Raw genomic sequence first — 16,058 nt, 5'->3', positions numbered from 1 at the left:
GACGCGGAGATGAGGAGAGAAGCGATCAGGAAGCCGTCAGCCCCAGCTGACGGAACACGGCCCCGCCGAGATCCGTCGCCGGATCGTCGAGGTCGAAGGGGAGGTCGAAGTGGTTGCGGTGGGGGACGATCAGGTTCCGCACGGCGGGCGAACGCCCCGCGACCGCCTCGGCCAGCTCGTCGTGCTGGCGCCGGAACTCCTCGGTCTCCACCCCGCCCAGGGCGACGGTCAGCGGCGGCAGCCGGCCGGGCAGCCGGCGCACCGGGCTCATCAGGCGCGCGGTGCGCTCGGTCAGGCCGAGCGGCTCGTTGACGTACGTCAGCCGGAGCGGCTCGAGGTCGTAGACACCGCTGAGCAGGACGGCGCCCGCGAAGACGTCGGCCGGGTGCCGGCCGTCCGGCCGCCAGTCGTCCAGCAGCGCCATCAGCACCAGGTGGGCGCCCGCGGAACTGCCGCTCAGATGGATGCGGTTCTTGTCCACGCCCAGCTCGGCGGCGTGCGTGACCAGCCACTCCAGTCCGCGGCGGACCTGGCCGACGATCTCCTCCAGCCGGTACGCGGGGGCCAGCCCGTAGTCGAGGGCGGCGAAGGCGGCGCCCGCGGGCACCGTCCGCCGCGCCGGGAAGGAGGAGTCGTCCTTGCCCAACTCCTGCCAGTAGCCGCCGTGGACGAACACGAGCAGCGGCGCCCCGGGCCGCGCGGCGGGGAAGAAGTCCAGCGTCTCGCACTCCCGGCGGCCGTACGGGACGCCGGCGCGGACGGTGAGGCGGTTGCGGGTCCGCTCGCTGAGCGCGGCGTACTCGTCGAGGAAGACGGTGATGTCGGGAACGCGGGAACTGGGGGAGTACTGCCGGTCCAGCGCCTCCTGGTCGTACGCCCCGTAGACGAGCGGGCCGCGTGCGGTGTCCTCCGGCATCACAGTTCCGTACGGACGGACCACAGTTCGGGGAAGAACCGGTGCTCGGCGACGCGCCGGAGCCACTCGACCCCCAGCGTGCCGCCCGTCCCCGGCTTGTACCCCATGATCCGCTCGACGGTCAGCAGGTGCGTGGTGCGCCAGCGGGAATACTGGTAGTTCAGCTCCGCCAGCGCCTCGGCGAGGGCGTGCAGCTGCGGGTCGTCCGCCGGGGACCGGTAGACGGCGCCCCACGCCTCCTCCACCAGGGGATCGGGCACGTAGGGCGCGGCGTACTCGCGCGGGACGCAGCTCCCGGGGACGCGCCCCCGGCGGTGCAGCAGCGACAGCACCGCGTCGTACAGGCCCGGAGCCCGCAGCACCGCCGTGACCTGCTCGTACAGCCAGGGAACGGCGCGATAGGCCTCGGCCATCCGGCGCTCCTTGTTGCCGAGCGAGAACTCCAGCTGCCGGTACATGTACGACTGGAACCCCGATGCCGTGCCCAACTGGTCCCGGAATCCCGCGAATTCGGTGGGGGTGAGGGTGCTGACCGGCTCCCAGCAGGCGGTGAGGACGCGCTGGACGCGCTCGATCCGGCGGAGGTGGCGGAGCGCGTCGTCGACCCGGTCGTCGAACAACAGGTCACGGACCCGGTTGACCTCGGTGAACATGAGCTTGAACAGCAGTTCCTGAACCTGGCCGGTGATGTAGAAGGTCAGCTCCGCCGGCTCCTCGGTGCGCGGGTGCTGGAGGCTCAGCAGCACGTCGACGCTGTGGTAGTCGATGTACGGGGTGCTGTCCTCGTTGACCCGGCCCACGCTGAAGTCCAGGACCGGCTCGCCGTCGGTCCTCCGGGACTGCGAGCGCCGCTCCTCCTCGCTCATGGCGCGGTACGCGCGGGGCCCCGGCGCAACTCCCTTGGATGTCATGGGTGATGAGCTCCAGTCGTGCGTGGTGGACCCCGGACGGTGACGTGGTCGCCACGGGTCCGCCGGTACAGGGATCGGTCATGGCGTGGCGGGACGCCGTGTGCTGTGCCCCGCGTGCCGCGCATCGGACAGGGCGGGACGTGAAAAGCGGCGGGCGGCCGGAAAGCCGATTCAGGGCCCTCGGCCGGCATCGCTTTCCGCCGTACCGGAAGGGGAGTTATCGAAATTCCCCCACTCCCGGACGCGTCGGTCCGCCGGTACGAGGCGGGACGGTAGTGCAGATTTTTTTGCCAAGTCAAGAGCTTCGCCGCCGACTTGGCGCGGGGCCCGGCGGCTTTCGCTCCCGCCCTCCACGTCACACGCTCACCCGTGCGACCTGCAATACTCGTGACATGTGAATCAGGTCACGCCGGGAAATCCGGAAGGTCAAGTCATTGCTTCCGCTTTTGATTCGGCGCGTGAATCCGGTGTTCCGTCGCATGCGGATCCGTTCAATTCCGCCCGGGTTGACAGTTCCGTTCCCCGTGAAAGGGTCCGGTTGCGGCCTGTCCGGGGCAGGCCGGGCCGGGGCCGGGCCCTGGCGACGGCGTATCCGGCTCCCCACAGCGCCCCCGGGGAAGGCCCGGAGTGTTCAACTGGGGACGCCGGCACGGCACTCGACGGAGACCAGGACACCCACTATCTTCAATGTCGTGAAGATGGCCACGACAGTCGAGTGGATGGCCCACGTCTGCCTCACGCTGGCGTGTGCCCCGCCGGGAACGTCGCTGCAGGCCGCCGCGCTGGCGGAGTTCCACGGACTGCCCAAGCCCTACCTGACCAAGCAGCTCCAGGCCCTCGTGAAGTCCGGGATCCTGCGCTCCGCACCGGGGGTGCGGGGCGGCTTCTCGCTGGCGCGTCCCAGCTCCGAGATCACGCTGATGGACGTCGTCGTGGCGGTCGAGGGCCCGGCCGACCTGTTCCAGTGCACCGCCATCAGGAAGAACGGCGTCGTCGCCGCGGCCGCTCCCGGCAGCGGCGATCTGCCGTGCATCGTCCAACTCGAAATGAAAAAGGCCGAGATGGCCTGGCGCAAGGCCCTGGCCTCGCAGACGCTCGAAAATCTCGCCGAGCGCCTGGAGCAGGGCGCACCGCAAGTGGTGACCATGACCCGTGAGTGGATCCGGGCGATCTGAACCCGGGTCCACCCTCCACGCTCCTCCGTGCTCCGGGCTGCCCCCGGGCCTGTGATGCCCCGTCGTGGCGTCGCACGCCCTCGCGTGGTGGGCACCCCCCGGCATGCCCGCGTCCCCGCATCACCGGCACATCACAGGCAGAAGGGTGCCATGACCAGCAGCGCGACCGTCCCGCGGCCAGCAGGGACAACTCAGCACGCATCGCCAGGACTTGCCGTCGCCATCGTCCTGGTCGCCGCGTTCCTCGTCCTGGCCGACACCTCCATCGTCAATGTGGCGGCGCCCGTCCTGCAGAGCGATCTGGGGGCCAGCTTCGCCGAGACCCAGTGGGTGGTGGCCGCCTACCAGCTCGCCTACGCGGTGCTGTTGATCACCGGAGGCCGGCTCGGGGACCTCCACGGCCGCCGGCGGATGTTCGTCACCGGCCTCGTCGGCTTCGTCCTCACCTCGGCCGCCTGCGGCTTCGCCACCAGTTCGGGCATGCTCATCGCGGCGCGGGCGCTGCAGGGCGCGACGGCCGCCCTCATGTACCCGCAGACGCTCGCCGTCATCCAGGTGGTGGTTCCCCCGAGCGCCGCCCCAAGGCCTTCGCGGTCCTCGGCATGGTCGTCAGCGGTGCCACCATCGCCGGGCCGATGATCTCCGGCGTCCTCATCCAGGCGGACCTCTTCGGCAGCGGCTGGCGGCCGGCGTTCCTGGTGAACCTGCCGATCGGGCTCCTCGGCGTGCTCGGCGCGCTGCGCTTCCTTCCCGAGTCGCGCTCCGACCAGGCCCGCCGGCTCGACCTCCCGTCGGTCCTGCTGGTCAGCGCCGCGCTCGTCTGCCTGATCTACCCGCTGATCGAAGGCCACGAACGCGACTGGCCCTGGTGGTCCTTCGCCCTGATGGCCCTCTCCGTCCCGCTCTTCGCCGCCTTCCACCTGCGCTGCGTGGCGACGCACCGGCGGACGCGGTCGGCCCTCGTGCCGCCGTCCCTGTGGCGCGACCGGGCGTTCACCGTCGGCCTGGGCATGTACCTGCTGGCCTACTCGGGCATCGCGTCATTCTTCCTGTACCAGTCCTTGATGCTCCAGTTCGCCTATGGATACAGTGCGTTGGGCGTCGCCGCGACGATGAGTCCCTTCGCCGTCGGGTCGATGGCCGGCTACTACTCCTCCGCCCCCTTCGTGAAGCGGGCGAGCGGGCGGAAGGCCGTCGCCATGGGCGCGCTGATCTGGTCCCTCGGCGTCGCCGGGGTCGGTGCCACCACGCTGCTGTCCGGAAACGGGCTCAAGGGCTGGTACTTCGTCCCCGCCTTCGCCGTCGCCGGTTTCGGCCTCGGCTTCGCCCTCGCTCCGCTGCTTGGTGTGGTCCTCGGCTCGGTGCGCAGCTCCGACGCCGGTTCCGCCTCCGGCACCCTGAGCACCGGCCAGCAGGTCGGCGCCGTCCTGGGCGTGGCCCTCATGGGCGCCGTCTTCTTCGGCACGCTCGGCAGCTCCGCCGAGCACTCGGCGGAGGAGCGGGCCGCCACGGTCCGCACCGCCGTCTCGGCGACGGCGGGGCCCGACCAGGCGGAGCGGCTGGCGGCCCGGTTCTCGTCCTGTGCGATCGCCCAGGGCGAGGGCGGCCAGGTCACCGACGAGAAGTGCCGGGCGCTGCTCGCCGGTTCCGAACCCACCGTCAAGACCCAGTTGAGGGAGGCCAGGAGGGACGACTACCGGATGGCCTACGCGATGAGCGCCTTCGTGCTCGCCGTGGCCGCCGCGCTCGTCGCCCTCGGCGTCAGGTTCCTGCCGCGTCCCGCACCGGCCCCTCAGCAGTGAACTCGTACGGCCAGAACGGACCTTCCACCATGACCGAAACGCTCCCGCAGCTCATGGAGAGCCGCGGCGCGCTCTCCTCCCTCACCTTCGTGGAGGAGAACCGCCGCCTCTCCCTCGCCGGCCTGCTGGCGGAGTCCCGGGCCACCGCCGGCGGCCTGGTGACCCTGGGCGCCGCCCCCGGCGACCGGATCGCCTTCATCATGCACAACGGCAGCGGCTTCCTCCGGGTGCTCTTCGGCGCCCAGTACGCCCACGCCGTGCCCCTGTCCATCGCCCTGCCCTTCGGCTACGGCGGCGTGGACGGATACGTCGAGCACGTCCGGGGCATCCTGGACGACGCCGGCGCCCGGATCCTCGTCGTCGACCCGGAGCTGGCGAGCGTCCGGCGCGCCCTGGAACAGGCGCTGCCCCACGTCTCCGTCGTGCCTGCCGACACCCTCCACACGGCGCCGGACCCCGGCCCGGTCCCCGCCGGCGCCGGCGACCCGCGCCGACTGGCCTATATCCAGTACACGTCGGGCAGCACGTCCCGGCCGAAGGGCGTGCCGCTCACCCACGCCAACATCCTCGCGGGACTGCACGCCCTGGCCGTCCCCTCCGGGACGACCGACCAGGACCGCTGGGGCCTGTGGGTGCCGCTCTTCCACGACATGGGCATGTTCTGCCTGTTGACCGCGCTGTCCGCGGGAGCCGACGTGGTGCTGTGGCGGCCGAGGAGCGGCATCAGACGCCCCCTCGACTGGCTGCGCCGGTTCGCCGCCGAGGGCTGCACGCACACCGCCGCGCCCAACTTCTTCGCCGACGCCCTGGTCGCCGCCGCCCGGGCGGAGGAGACGGCCCCGGAGCCCGCCGACCTGTCGGCGTGGCGGGTCTGGTGCAACGGCGCCGAGCCGGTCAACGCCCGCTCCCTGGAGGAATTCCAGAAGACCTTCGGGCCCTGGGGCTTCCGGCCGCAGTCCATGTGCCCGGTCTACGGCATGGCCGAGGCGACCCTCACCGTGACCTTCCCGCCGCCGGGCCGCGAGCCCGTGGTGCGCTGGGCCGACCGCGAGGCCCTGGCCGACGGGCACTTCGTGGCCGCCGGGGAGGGACCGGGCGCGCGCCCGCTCGTCGGCGTGGGCCGTCCCGTCCCGGGCATCGGCGTACGGATCCGGGCGGACGGCCGCCCCGCGCCCGAGGGCCGGGCGGGCGAGATCGAGATCTGCGGGCCGCCCGTGATGGGCGGCTACTACCGCAGGGAGCCGGGGGAGGAGCGCTCGCCCGACGGCTGGTACCGCACCGGCGACATGGGCGTCGTCGTGGACGGCGAACTCTTCGTCTTCGGCCGCAAGAAGGACATGATCATCGTCCGTGGCGTCAACTACTACGCCGAGGACGCCGAGACGGTCGTGCGCGACCTGCCCGGGGTCTACCGCAAGCGGTGCGCCGCCGTCGCGGACGAGGACCGCATGGCGCTCGTCGTGGAGACGGCCCTGGAGACCGAGGAGGAACGTTCCGCCCTGGTCAGGGAGTGCCACCGGCGGATCCGCACGCGCATGGGCCTCGACGAGGTGACGGTCTGCCTCGCCCCCGCCCGCTTCCTGCCCCAGACCAGCAGCGGCAAGGTCCAGCGCGGCAAGCTGCGTTCGTCCCTCGCCGAGCTGGCCGCCGGCGGGTCCACCGGCCCCGGTGGTCCGGCATGACCGCATCAGCTTCCGCCTCCGCCGCCCAACGAACCGAAGGAGAAACGGAGATGGCGATGACCGTTCCCGTCGACGTCGCGGCGTCCGTACGCGACGCCCTCGTGGCCGAGCTGGGCATCGACGCCACCGCTCTGGCCGGAGAGGCCGAACTCTCCCTGCTGCCCGGCATGGAGTCCGTGAAGCTCCTGCGGATCGTCAGCGCGCTGGAGGAGGTCCACGGCGTGTCCCTCGACGACGACGTGCTGTTCTCCATCGAGACCGTGGACGACCTGATCCGGGCGCTGGGCGGCGCCCCGGACGCCGGCGGGACCACCGGGGAGACCGGGCCGTGACCGGCCCGACGGGGGCCCCGGCCACCGCCGCCGGGCGCGGCGCGGCCGGGTGGATCGACGCACTGCACCGGATCGTGCCCACGCCCGAGCGCTATGCCCGCTTCGACACCGACCGCCACAGCGCCCTGGCCATCATGCGCTGCCCGCCCGGCGTCCTCGACCTGCTGATGAAGGAAGGACTGCGGTACCGCGCCGACGGCGACCGCGTCCTGTTCGACGACAGCGACATCCGCAACGTGGCCGCGGCATCCGGATCCGGCGGTTCCGTCCTGGAACTGGTGCAGCGCTACCTGTTCCGCTTCGCCGCCGCCGCACCGGCCGAATGGACCGCCGAACGCACCTGGGCCGTCCGCAACCTCGCCGCCTGCCCCGCCGGCGACCCCTGCGCCGAGCCCTGGGAGTTCGCCCCCCTGGCCGCCGAGGACTTCGGCGGGCGCTCCTGGGACGTGCGGACGGCGACCGGTGCCGCCGTCGACGCCCGCGGCGCCGGCGTCGACGGACTCGCCCCGCTCGCGGAGTTCGCCGCCACCGTCCGCACCGCAGGCGCCGTACGGAGGGTCCGCGACCGGCTGGTGCGCGACGCCTTCCACGAATCCCTCGACGAGATGCGCAGCGGCCGCATGGCCTACCAGGCCATGCCCCCCGCCCTGCGCAACGACCCGGCCGCCGCCCGCGCGAACGGCACGGCCAACTGCATCAGCGTCAGCCTCCACCTGGAGCGGGTCTTCACCGACGCCGGACTCGAGGCCCGCACCCGCAAGGGCTACCTCATGGGCCTCCTCGGCAGCGACCACTCCTGGGTGGAGATCCGGGAGGACGGCCGGTGGAAGGTCGTCGACCCCGTCTTCGCCCTCCTCGGCCTCCGCCAGGGCGCCTCGCAGGAGTTCGTCGAGTTCTGCCTCGGCTCCGTGCCCAACCGGCTGGTCCCCTGCGCGTGCCCCGCGGACCTGGAGACCGTCCGCCACACCCACCGCCGGACCCCGGCCCCCACCCGCAACGTGGTGCTCGTCACCCCCCTCAAGGAGGTCCCCCATGAACGGCCGTGAACTCCTGGCCCAGTGCGTCTCCGCGCCCGGCGTCCTCGACTCCCTGACCGACGACCAGGACCTGCGCGAGGCCGGACTCAACTCCGGCGAGATCGTCCTGGCGGTCATGCGGCTCGAAGAACGCCTCGGCCGGGCCCTGGACGACGACGAGATCGCCTCGGTCACCACGATCGCCGGCATCGACGCGCTCCTGCGCCCGGCCGGCGGACCCACCGCGGACACACAGGACGCCGCGTAACCACCGCGCGGCCGAAAACGGGGGACGATGCGGTGGGGGACGGAACGGCCATGGGAGCGGGCGTCGCACGGCGCGGCGGCCCGCCCCGGGGAACGGTCATCGGATTCGCCGACGCGGACGAGGACGGGACGGCGCTCCCGCACGGAGCCGAACGCGGCCTGATGGCCGCGCTGCCCGCCGCCCGCAGGGACGACTTCCGGCTCGGCAGGACGGCGGCCGCCCGCTGCCTGGCCCGGCTCGGCACACCGGGCCCCGTCCTGGCCGACGGAAGACTGCCCCGGTTCCCCGCCGGCGTCGTCGGCTCGATCAGCCACCGCGACGGCACCGCCGTATGCCTCGCCGCCGCCGACCCGCACATCCGGGCGGTGGGCGTGGACATCGAACGCGCCGGCGCGCTGCCCCCCGCCGCGGCCCGCCTCCTGTGCACCGAACGCGAGCGCGCCTGGCTGGAGCACCGGCCGGACGGCACCGCCGGCCCGCTCGCCGCACTCTTCTCCCTCAAGGAATCGGTCTACAAGGCGCTCTGCGCACTGGGCGTGACCGTCCGCGGCTTCAAGGACATCGACTGCCCGACGGGCGGTCCCGACGGGCTCCCGGTCACCGGACCCGTCACCGTGCGGGGCGTCCGGCTCGAAACCGGCGGCCTGCGCTCCGCACACACCGTACTGACCTGGGCAGTCGCCCGCACCTGACGGCAAGGACGTTGCATGCGCGGATACCACCGACTCCTCGACGGGATCGTCGCCGGCCGGGCCGGCCCACCGCCCGTCGTCGAGGCCATGAGGCTGCCCGGCATCGACGGCTGGGCCGACGGCCGCGTCTGGGGCACCTGGGACGTCGATCCCGTCGTCGTCGGGCCCGGCGGGGTCTTCGGCGGCTACCTCGCGGCCGTCGCGGACAGCTTCTCCGGCATCTGCATGTACACCGTCCTCGAGGACGGCCAGTGGCTGGCCACCCGCGAACTGACCCTCCGCTTCCTGCTGCCGGTGACCGGCGGACGCGTCCGCACCGAGTCGTCCGTCGTCCGCACCGAAGGCCGCCGGGTCTGGATCGACACCGTGTTCCGCACCGACGACGGAACCAAGGTCTGCACGGCCCGGGCCGTGCAAGTCGTCGTCGCCGGGCAACCCCCCGCCCCCCGCCCCACCGCACCGTCCACCGCACCGTCTGGAGACACCTCCCATGCCCGCATCCCCCAGTGAGACCCTCCGCATCGGCGAGCTGTTCGACATGGGCGCCGCGCGGCACCCCGGCAGCCACATGACCCTCGACCACACCCTGCGCATGTTCCCGGAGTCCGGGACCAGGATCACCTTCCGCCGCCTCGCCGACCACGTCGCCGAGACCTCCGCCCGCCTCACCGCCGCCGGCGTCCGGGCCGGCCGGCACGTCGTGCTGTTCGCCTCCAACACCTTCGACCTGGTGCTCACCGCCTGCGCGCTCGCACGGGCCGGCGCGATCCCCGTACTCCTCTCCCCGCGGCTCGACGGCGACGTCGTCGCCCAACTGCTGGCCAAACTCGACGAACCGCCGCTGCTCCTCACCGACGCCGACACCCTGGGCGGCGCCCTGGACGGCATCGACCTGTCCAAGACGGTCGCCCGCGTCCTGCTGATCCACGGCGAGGCCGACGACCACCCCCGGCTGGAGACGTTCGCCGGCGCGCCCCGCCGCGCCCCCGTACGCACCGCACCCGACGCCCCCGCCCTGGTCACCCACACCTCCGGCACCACCGGACTGCCCAAGCTCGTGGTCCAGTCCGCCCGCAGCCTGTGGTGGCACCTCAAGCCCCAGCTGAGGACCGCCACCATCATGCGGGCCCACGAGACCCGCGGCATCTGCGTCTCGCTCGTGCACGCCCGCATGTGGCCCCTCCTCCACATCGTCATCTCCCGGGGCCAGCACACCGTCGTCCTCACCGACCCCGACCCGCGCAAGGTCGCCGACATCTTCAGCGAGACCCGCCCCGGCCTGGTCGAGGCCCACCCCAACTGCTTCATCCTGTGGGAGAAGCTGGCCGACGACCCGCGGGGCCCGCTCGCCGGCGTCCGCTACTTCATCAACACCTTCGACGCCATCCACCCGCGCACGATGCGCATCCTGCTCGGCGCCAGCCGGCGCAGGATGCCCGTCTACATCCAGGGCTACGGCCAGTCCGAGACAGGACCGATCTGCCTGCGCCCCTACACCCGCGCCCTGGCCCGGACCGCCGACGGCCGCTGCCTCGGACGCACCTTCAACGGGATCACCGAGGTGAGGATCGGCGAACCCCTGATCGACGCACCGGGCCCCGAGAGGATCGGCCCCATCCTCGTACGCACCCAGGGCCACTCCCTCGGCATCATCGGCGGCGCCGAGCAGTTCGCCGGGCGCTTCGCCGGCGGCTGGTGGCGCATGGGCGACCTCGGCTACCGCAGCAAGTGGGGCTGCGTGCACCTGCTGGACCGGGAGATCGACCACATCGACGGCGTCACCAGCAGCCTGCGCGTCGAGGACACCCTCATGGAACGGCTGCCCCAGCTCACCGAGATCGTCCTGGTCGGCGACGGCGCGGGACGGCCCGTCCCCGTCGTCGCCACCCACGACGACGCGCCCCTCGACACCCGCGCGTGGCAGCGCGCGGTGACCGACCTGCCCACCATGGCCGCACCCCTGCACTGCGCCTGGAACGCCATCCCCATGACCTCCACCTGGAAGGTCCGCCGCCAGGCGCTGTCCGCCATGGTGACCGCCGGCACCCTGCCCCTCCTGGGCGCCACCACCACGGCCTGACCGAGGGGCCACGATGACCACCGACACGACCGCCGCACCCACCGTCGACCTCTTCGCCCAGGACTTCGCCGCCGACCCGTTCCCGGTCCTCGCGGACCTGCGCCGCACCGCACCGGTGCACTACGACCCGGCCACACGCCTGTGGCTGGTCAGCCGGGACAAGGACATCCGCAAAGTCCTGCTGGACCCCGCCACCTACCGCAACGACAACGCCCTCGGCGCGGTCCTCCCGCTGCGCCTCCCGGCCCTGCGCATCCTGGACCGCGCCGGGTTCAAGACCCTGCCGCCCGCCCTGTTCAACAACAGCGACGCGACCCATCCGGCCCTGCGCGGAGCCGTCCTCAGACTCCTGAGCGCGCAGCGGGTACGGGACGCCCTCCCGATGATCGAGAAGATCACCCGGGAGGAACTCGACCGCATGGCCGCCGAGTTGGAGACCACCGGGCGCTACGACCTCGCCCGCGGCCCGGCCCGCGCCATCCCCGTGCGCGTCATGCTGGAGATGCTCGGCATCCCCCGGGCGGAGCGGGCCGACGTCACCACGGTCGCCGACTGGACGGACGCGTTCATCACCCTCTTCTGGGGACGCACCGACAAGGACCGGCAGCGCGAACTGGCCCACCAGGTCGCCGACTTCCACACCTGGCTGTGCGGCCTGGCCGCGCTCCGCGACGCCCCCGCCGACTCCCTCCCCGGCGCCCTCGCCCGTGCCCGCATGCCCGACGGCTCCCCGGTGAGCCCCGAGGTCGTCGTCGCCGTCTGCTCCAACCTGATGATCGCCGGCCACGTGACCACCTCCCAGCTCCTCCGCACCGCGGCCTACCGCGCCCTGGAGAGCGACGGCCGGTGGCAGGCCCTCGCGCGGGACCCCGACCGGGCCGAGGGCTGGATCGAGGAGACCCTGCGCCGGGAGCCGTCCCTGACGGCCTGGCGCCGGGTCACCAGCCGCGCCACCACCCTGGGCGGGGTGGACCTTCCGCGGGGCGCGCAGCTCCTCCTGCTGCTCACCAGCGCCGGCACCGACCCCGAGGCCCACGAGGAACCCGAACGGATCTGCCCGGTGCGCGGAGCCGGCCGCGGACACCTCGGCTTCGGCCTCGGCCGGCACCGCTGCCCGGGCGCCGAACTCGCCCGCGCCGAGGGCCGCGTGGTGCTGGCCGCACTGGCCACCCGGTTCCCGCAGCTGAGGCTCCTCGCCCCGCGGCGCCCGCCCTTCCTCGAACTGGTCTCGTTCCGCGCCCCCACACGCCTGGACGTGACCCATGGCCCCCGAGCGGGACGAGAGGCCGCACATCCCGCGTGAAACCGGCGGACCTCCACGGTTCCGGCCCCTCCCGGGCCGGGAGGCCCGCCCGCGCGGCGCCCCGCCGACCCGGTCCCGCACCCCGATCACCTGGAAGGTCCCGTGAAACCAGAGATCGCCCCACCGGGTGGCGCCCCCCACGCCCGCATCCTCGGGGTGGGCGCCCACCGCCCCCGGCGCGTGGTGGACAACGACGAGGTCTGCCGGTTCATCGACTCCACCGACGCGTGGATCCGGCAGCGGACCGGCATCGTGACCCGCCGCTGGGCCGCGCCGGACGAGACCCTGGAGACGATGGGCGCCGAGGCGGCCGGCAAGGCCCTCGCGGCGGCGGGCATCGACCCCCCACGGATCGACTGCGTCATCGCGGCCACGTTCACGCACCTCCTCCAGACCCCGGCCGCCGCCGCGCTGATCGCCCACCGCATCGGCGCCACCCGCGCCGCGGCCTTCGACGTCTCGGCCGGGTGCGCGGGCTTCGTCCACGGCGTGGCCCTCGCCGCCGACACCGTCCGCGGCCGCGGCGGCCACGTCCTGGTGGTCGGCGTGGAGCGCATGACCGACGTGCTGGACCTCCACGACCGCTCGACCGCCTTCATCTTCGGCGACGGCGCCGGGGCCGTCGTCCTGGGCCCCTCCGACACCCCCGGAATCGGCCCGGTGGTCTGGGGCGCCGACGGCTCCCAGGCGGACGTCATCACCCAGACGGAACCGTGGACGGCCCTCAGGGACACACCCGGCCGCGCGTTCCCCTCGCTGCGGCAGGAAGGACAGCGCGTCTTCCGGTGGGCCATCTCCCAGATGCCCGGCGTGGCGCTGGCCGCCCTGCGCGCGGCCGGCCTCCCGGCGGAGGACCTGGACGTCTTCATCCCCCACCAGGCCAACGTCCGCATCATCGACTCCCTGACGTCCCGCATCGGCCTCCCCCCGCAGACGGTCGTCGCCAAGGACATCGTCCACACCGGCAACACCTCGGGCGCCTCCATCCCCCTGGCCATGGAGGCGGTGCTCGGCTCCGGCCGGGCCGGGAGCGGCGACACGGCCCTGCTCCTCGGATACGGCGCGGGCCTGTCGTACGCCGGGGTCGTCGTGACCCTGCCCTGACGTCACCGGGCCTGCCGCGCAGGGCAATTGACCGTCACCGACCCCGGAATCCGGCGGCCGTGTCACCGCCGCCGGCCGGGACGGGCCTCCGCCGCGGCGCGGGCGGCGTGGGGGAGGGCGTCGAGGACGCGGTCGACCGCGCGGTCGTCGTGGGCGGCCGTGACGCACCACGCCTCGTAGACGCTGGGCGGCAGGGCGACGCCGCGTTCGAGCCTGGCGTGGAAGAACGGCGGGAAGCGGAAGGCCTCCTGGGCCTGCACGTCGTCGTGGTTCCGGGCCGGCTGCGGGGCGAAGAGGACGGAGAACAGGTTGCCCGCCGACCGGACGGTATGGGGCACGCCGGCCTTCGACAGGGCGTCGGACACCGCTGTGCGCACGGTGGCGCTCGTCCCGTCGAGGCGGGCGCAGGCCGAACGAGAGCCCCGCGACGCGGCGTCCCGGACCGCGGCCACGACCTCCGGACGGGCGTGACCGAGGATCGCCGGCCCCCAGGAGGCGAGCTCGGTCCGCCGGGCACGCGCCCGGTCACGGGGAACCGGCGCCCGCGGGAGCCTGTCCACCCGCTCGGCGGCCCTCGCCTGCGGCCTCCTCCGGCTCGGCGAGCCGGCTCGCGAGCCGTTCTATCGCCGCACGGATGCCGTGGCCGTAGCCGTCATCCTTGAGGGCGTCGAGGTGTTGCCGCGCCTTGGCGAGGTGCGTGCGGGCCTGCCCGGTGTCACCAAGCTTGTGGTGGTCGGCGGCGAGGTTGAGGTGCAGGGACGGGTAGAAGCCGCGGATCGACAGGGACGCGTGGTGCTGTTCGGCGCGCTCGTCGGTCACCGACCCGGCGGCTTCCAGGGCACGCAGGTCCCAGGCGAGTTCGTCCCGCGGGTCCTGCTGGAGATCGGCCATGTAGTGGGCGAGGACGCATCGGTGGAAGGGGTCACCGTCGGAGGCGATCTCGTCCCAGATCTCGGTGAACCGCTGCCGGGCGCTCCCGGTGTCGCCGGCGTGCTGCAGCGCGATGGCCTCCTCGATGCGCCTCATCGTCCTGTCCTCGGTGGTCACGGGTCCTCCTCGGTGGTTGCCGGTGGTCGTGCCCGAAGCGTAGGGGCGGCCACTGACACCCGTGCCGGACGCGCCGGGGCGGCGCACGTCGCTCCCGGCTTCCCGGCGCGGCTGTGCGCCGTCGCCGCACCCGCGCCGTGGCACGGCCGGGCCACCGCTGCACGAGGAAGGACGCGCCGTCCGCCGGCGTCCCCCGCCCGCACCGGCGGCGGTCAAGGGCGCAACGGGTTGGACAGCAGGGTCCACTGGTCGCCCGCCGGGGACAGGCGCATCAGGGTCAGGGCCTTGGCGGGGAGGGGCTCGGTGCGGAGGGTGTGGAGGTCGGGGGTCGGGGGGAGGCCGCGGAGGGCGGACTCCAGGAGGGTGCCCAGGGCCGCGGCGTTCCCGGCCAGGGGGCCCAGGGCGCCGGTGAGCAGGCAGCCGAAGACCTTGCGGCGGAGGACGGTGGGGTCGTCCTCGAGGAGGCGGCCGGTCAGGGGCGGGGGCGGGAAGCCGTGGCGCAGGAGGCGGGACGGGCTGACGCGGATGTCGGCCAGGTCGCGGTAGACCAGCCGCCGGGCCCAGCCGTCCGCGTCGACCACCGCCAGGAGGTTCTGGCCGTGGCCCTCCACCGCCACGCCCAGACGCAGGAGTTCCGAGCACACCTCCAGGGCCAGGCGGGCGAAGGCGATGGTCCTGGACAGGCGTTCCCCGCCGGGAAGGGGGGCAAGGAGGGTGGGCAGCTCCGCCACGGGGACGACTTGTTCGTCCGCACCGGCGTACACGTACGGGGACTCGCGTAGCACCGCCGCCAGATCCGGCGTGCCCGCGCCCGCCGCGGCCAGCGTCCGCGCGATGTGCAGGCGGCCGTCCAGACGTTCCGCGACTTGTTCGGCGACCCGGGAAGTGACCAGGGCGTTGTCGACGGAGTAGGGCGAGATGTCGCGGACGGCCGAGGTCAGGCGGGTGCTCAGGGCCGTTTTCACGTGCGTCCGGCCGTCCAGGGCGAGGGAGCGGAGGGCCAGCAGGGGGTGCGCCGCCGGGCCCGGCAGCAGCGGGCGGCCCACCAGGACGTGGCCCGCCTGCCAGGGGTGTACGGGAATCAACGGCGTTGCGCCGTCGTGGAGTTCGGGCGGCCACGGGCCCGTCACCGTGGCGGTTCTCACCGGCGCCAGCCGCAGGGACACCAGCGGCCGGTGCTCCGGCGCGTACGCCAGCTGCTCGGCGGCCGAGAAGCCGGGGCGGGAGCGGCAGCCGGGGTGGTAGGGATGGCCGTCCGGCGAGCGCTGCTCCCAGTCCCACGGCGTCAGCGGTGGGGCATCGGGGCGGGGTGCCGTTCTGGACAGGGCCAGTGACGCGACGCTGTTGTCGAGTTCGGTGGCGAAGCGGTCGCCGCCCGGTACCGCGAGGGCCGTCAGGAGGCGGGCGGGGTGGTCGTACGCGACGTCGTCCAGCTCCAGGGCGGCGACCGTCGCGCCCGTCGTCCACGGGTCCGACGGAGGGCCGTGCAGGCGTCGTCCGTCCGCCAGCCGGAGGGTGACGCCGTCGGCGGACGGCGCGCGGGACGTGACCCAGGGCAGCGGCTCGTGGACCAGGCCGCGCCACAGCCGGGCCAGCACCGCCGCCCGCGCACCGGGCAGGGCGGCGAGGTACGCCGTGGTCAAGTCCGGTCGAACGCTGTCCAGTTCCTTCGCGAGATCCTGCTCGGCGATGGTGTGGCGCACGGGCATGTCCTACCGCACTCGAACATC

The 16,058-nt window shown here is 73.5% G+C and carries 15 protein-coding genes and 1 pseudogene; 11 read left to right on the top strand and 5 right to left on the bottom strand.

Annotation, left to right across the window (positions count from 1 at the left end; all coding sequences use genetic code 11):
• Positions 1 to 25: 25 nt before the first annotated feature.
• Both AC230_RS20420 and AC230_RS20415 read right to left on the bottom strand, forming a co-directional pair.
• Entirely contained in the window at positions 26 to 916 is an 891-nt protein-coding gene (locus tag AC230_RS20420) for an alpha/beta hydrolase (RefSeq protein WP_049717738.1), read from the bottom strand.
• A complete protein-coding gene (locus AC230_RS20415) occupies positions 916 to 1,827 on the bottom strand; it encodes a tryptophan 2,3-dioxygenase (RefSeq protein ID WP_241833302.1) in 912 nt (303 codons plus the stop codon). The genes AC230_RS20420 and AC230_RS20415 overlap by 1 nt, the downstream gene beginning before the upstream one ends.
• A gap of 698 nt (positions 1,828 to 2,525) precedes the next feature.
• Between AC230_RS20415 and AC230_RS20410 the strand changes: the two genes are divergently transcribed.
• From AC230_RS20410 to AC230_RS20355, 11 genes and pseudogenes are all read left to right on the top strand, one after another.
• A complete protein-coding gene (locus AC230_RS20410) occupies positions 2,526 to 3,002 on the top strand; it encodes an RrF2 family transcriptional regulator (RefSeq protein ID WP_049717827.1) in 477 nt (158 codons plus the stop codon).
• A 54-nt stretch (positions 3,003 to 3,056) separates the two neighbouring features.
• A pseudogene (locus AC230_RS20400) lies at positions 3,057 to 4,804 on the top strand (MFS transporter).
• Positions 4,805 to 4,833: 29 nt separating this feature from the next.
• Positions 4,834 to 6,486 (top strand): AMP-binding protein, encoded by a 1,653-nt coding sequence (locus AC230_RS20395; protein ID WP_049717735.1) that lies wholly within the window; start codon positions 4,834 to 4,836, stop codon positions 6,484 to 6,486.
• A gap of 50 nt (positions 6,487 to 6,536) precedes the next feature.
• Positions 6,537 to 6,818, top strand: a complete 282-nt coding sequence (locus tag AC230_RS20390; RefSeq protein WP_049717734.1) for an acyl carrier protein — start codon at positions 6,537 to 6,539, stop codon at positions 6,816 to 6,818.
• Positions 6,815 to 7,864: a hypothetical protein gene (locus AC230_RS20385; protein ID WP_049717733.1), complete on the top strand. Its 1,050-nt coding sequence runs from the start codon at positions 6,815 to 6,817 to the stop codon at positions 7,862 to 7,864. The genes AC230_RS20390 and AC230_RS20385 overlap by 4 nt, the downstream gene beginning before the upstream one ends.
• On the top strand, positions 7,851 to 8,102 hold the full coding sequence (locus AC230_RS20380) for an acyl carrier protein (RefSeq protein ID WP_049717732.1): 252 nt from the start codon (positions 7,851 to 7,853) through the stop codon (positions 8,100 to 8,102). Before AC230_RS20385 ends, AC230_RS20380 begins: the two co-directional genes overlap by 14 nt.
• A gap of 50 nt (positions 8,103 to 8,152) precedes the next feature.
• Positions 8,153 to 8,794, top strand: a complete 642-nt coding sequence (locus AC230_RS20375) for a 4'-phosphopantetheinyl transferase family protein (RefSeq protein WP_049717731.1) — start codon at positions 8,153 to 8,155, stop codon at positions 8,792 to 8,794.
• Positions 8,795 to 8,809: 15 nt separating this feature from the next.
• Positions 8,810 to 9,304, top strand: a complete 495-nt coding sequence (locus tag AC230_RS30410) for a PaaI family thioesterase (protein WP_053161297.1) — start codon at positions 8,810 to 8,812, stop codon at positions 9,302 to 9,304.
• Entirely contained in the window at positions 9,285 to 10,874 is a 1,590-nt protein-coding gene (locus AC230_RS20365; protein ID WP_049717730.1) for a class I adenylate-forming enzyme family protein, read from the top strand. The genes AC230_RS30410 and AC230_RS20365 overlap by 20 nt, the downstream gene beginning before the upstream one ends.
• 13 nt (positions 10,875 to 10,887) lie before the next feature.
• Positions 10,888 to 12,177, top strand: a complete 1,290-nt coding sequence (locus AC230_RS20360) for a cytochrome P450 (RefSeq protein WP_049717729.1) — start codon at positions 10,888 to 10,890, stop codon at positions 12,175 to 12,177.
• A 102-nt stretch (positions 12,178 to 12,279) separates the two neighbouring features.
• Positions 12,280 to 13,281 (top strand): beta-ketoacyl-ACP synthase 3, encoded by a 1,002-nt coding sequence (locus AC230_RS20355; RefSeq protein ID WP_049717728.1) that lies wholly within the window; start codon positions 12,280 to 12,282, stop codon positions 13,279 to 13,281.
• A gap of 62 nt (positions 13,282 to 13,343) precedes the next feature.
• Here the strand turns inward: AC230_RS20355 and AC230_RS32675 are convergent, their stop codons facing one another.
• The 3 genes from AC230_RS32675 to AC230_RS20340 all read right to left on the bottom strand — a co-directional run bounded on the left by AC230_RS32675 (position 13,344) and on the right by AC230_RS20340 (position 16,037).
• Positions 13,344 to 13,658, bottom strand: a complete 315-nt coding sequence (locus tag AC230_RS32675; RefSeq protein WP_157868617.1) for a PLP-dependent aminotransferase family protein — start codon at positions 13,656 to 13,658, stop codon at positions 13,344 to 13,346.
• 148 nt (positions 13,659 to 13,806) lie between these two features.
• Positions 13,807 to 14,328 (bottom strand): hypothetical protein, encoded by a 522-nt coding sequence (locus tag AC230_RS20345; protein WP_078871425.1) that lies wholly within the window; start codon positions 14,326 to 14,328, stop codon positions 13,807 to 13,809.
• A 212-nt stretch (positions 14,329 to 14,540) separates the two neighbouring features.
• A complete protein-coding gene (locus AC230_RS20340; protein ID WP_049717726.1) occupies positions 14,541 to 16,037 on the bottom strand; it encodes an IucA/IucC family protein in 1,497 nt (498 codons plus the stop codon).
• Positions 16,038 to 16,058 lie beyond the last annotated feature (21 nt).

It is taken from the genome of Streptomyces caatingaensis, from assembly GCF_001187435.1.
GTDB lineage: Bacteria > Actinomycetota > Actinomycetes > Streptomycetales > Streptomycetaceae > Streptomyces > Streptomyces caatingaensis.
This window is presented reverse-complemented; position numbering and strand designations above follow the sequence as displayed.

Excerpts from the sequence above, each read along its gene's own strand:
- AC230_RS20420 (WP_049717738.1), bottom strand. The coding sequence starts at position 916 with ATGCCGGAGGACACCGCACGCGGCCCGCTCGTCTACGGGGCGTACGAC.
- AC230_RS20415 (WP_241833302.1), bottom strand. The coding sequence starts at position 1,827 with ATGACATCCAAGGGAGTTGCGCCGGGGCCCCGCGCGTACCGCGCCATG.
- AC230_RS20410 (WP_049717827.1), top strand. The coding sequence starts at position 2,526 with ATGGCCACGACAGTCGAGTGGATGGCCCACGTCTGCCTCACGCTGGCG.
- AC230_RS20395 (WP_049717735.1), top strand. The coding sequence starts at position 4,834 with ATGACCGAAACGCTCCCGCAGCTCATGGAGAGCCGCGGCGCGCTCTCC.
- AC230_RS20390 (WP_049717734.1), top strand. The coding sequence starts at position 6,537 with ATGGCGATGACCGTTCCCGTCGACGTCGCGGCGTCCGTACGCGACGCC.
- AC230_RS20380 (WP_049717732.1), top strand. The coding sequence starts at position 7,851 with ATGAACGGCCGTGAACTCCTGGCCCAGTGCGTCTCCGCGCCCGGCGTC.
- AC230_RS20375 (WP_049717731.1), top strand. The coding sequence starts at position 8,153 with ATGGGAGCGGGCGTCGCACGGCGCGGCGGCCCGCCCCGGGGAACGGTC.
- AC230_RS30410 (WP_053161297.1), top strand. The coding sequence starts at position 8,810 with ATGCGCGGATACCACCGACTCCTCGACGGGATCGTCGCCGGCCGGGCC.
- AC230_RS20365 (WP_049717730.1), top strand. The coding sequence starts at position 9,285 with ATGCCCGCATCCCCCAGTGAGACCCTCCGCATCGGCGAGCTGTTCGAC.
- AC230_RS20360 (WP_049717729.1), top strand. The coding sequence starts at position 10,888 with ATGACCACCGACACGACCGCCGCACCCACCGTCGACCTCTTCGCCCAG.
- AC230_RS20340 (WP_049717726.1), bottom strand. The coding sequence starts at position 16,037 with ATGCCCGTGCGCCACACCATCGCCGAGCAGGATCTCGCGAAGGAACTG.